Origin of the sequence: Halomonas sp. ND22Bw (assembly GCF_003011945.1) — a bacterium.
Classification (GTDB): domain Bacteria; phylum Pseudomonadota; class Gammaproteobacteria; order Pseudomonadales; family Halomonadaceae; genus Halomonas; species Halomonas halophila.
The window spans coordinates 1-328 of record NZ_PXWD01000468.1 but is presented as its reverse complement, the minus strand read 5'-3'; the positions used below and the strand labels follow the sequence as shown (position 1 = coordinate 328).

The 328-nt window shown below is 69.2% G+C and carries 1 protein-coding gene; it reads right to left on the bottom strand.

Features of this window, described 5'->3' with window-relative positions; all coding sequences use genetic code 11:
• The coding region (locus tag CVH10_RS18970; protein WP_369335882.1) for an FAD-dependent protein at positions 1-328 on the bottom strand (328 nt) is incomplete at both ends.

Here is a 328-nt window from a genome sequence, read left to right as displayed (position 1 = left end):
CACCATGCCCGCGAGTGGATGACCGGTCTTTCCGTCTTCCCAACCGGGGTAGTCCGTGGGGTCGATGCCCACCACGATGCCTGCGTTGGCGTTGCGCTCGTTGCGCGAGTACTGGCTCATGCCGTTCGTCACGACGCGGCCCGGCTCGCTGGTGGCCGCGACCACCGTGCCGCCCGGGCACATGCAGAAGCTGTAGACCGAGCGCCCGTTGCTCGCGTGATGCACCAGCTTGTAGTCGGCCGCGCCCAGCAGCGGATGGCCCGCGTGGCGGCCCCAGCGTGCGCGGTCGATCAGCCCTTGCGGATGTTCCACCCGGAAGCCGATCGAG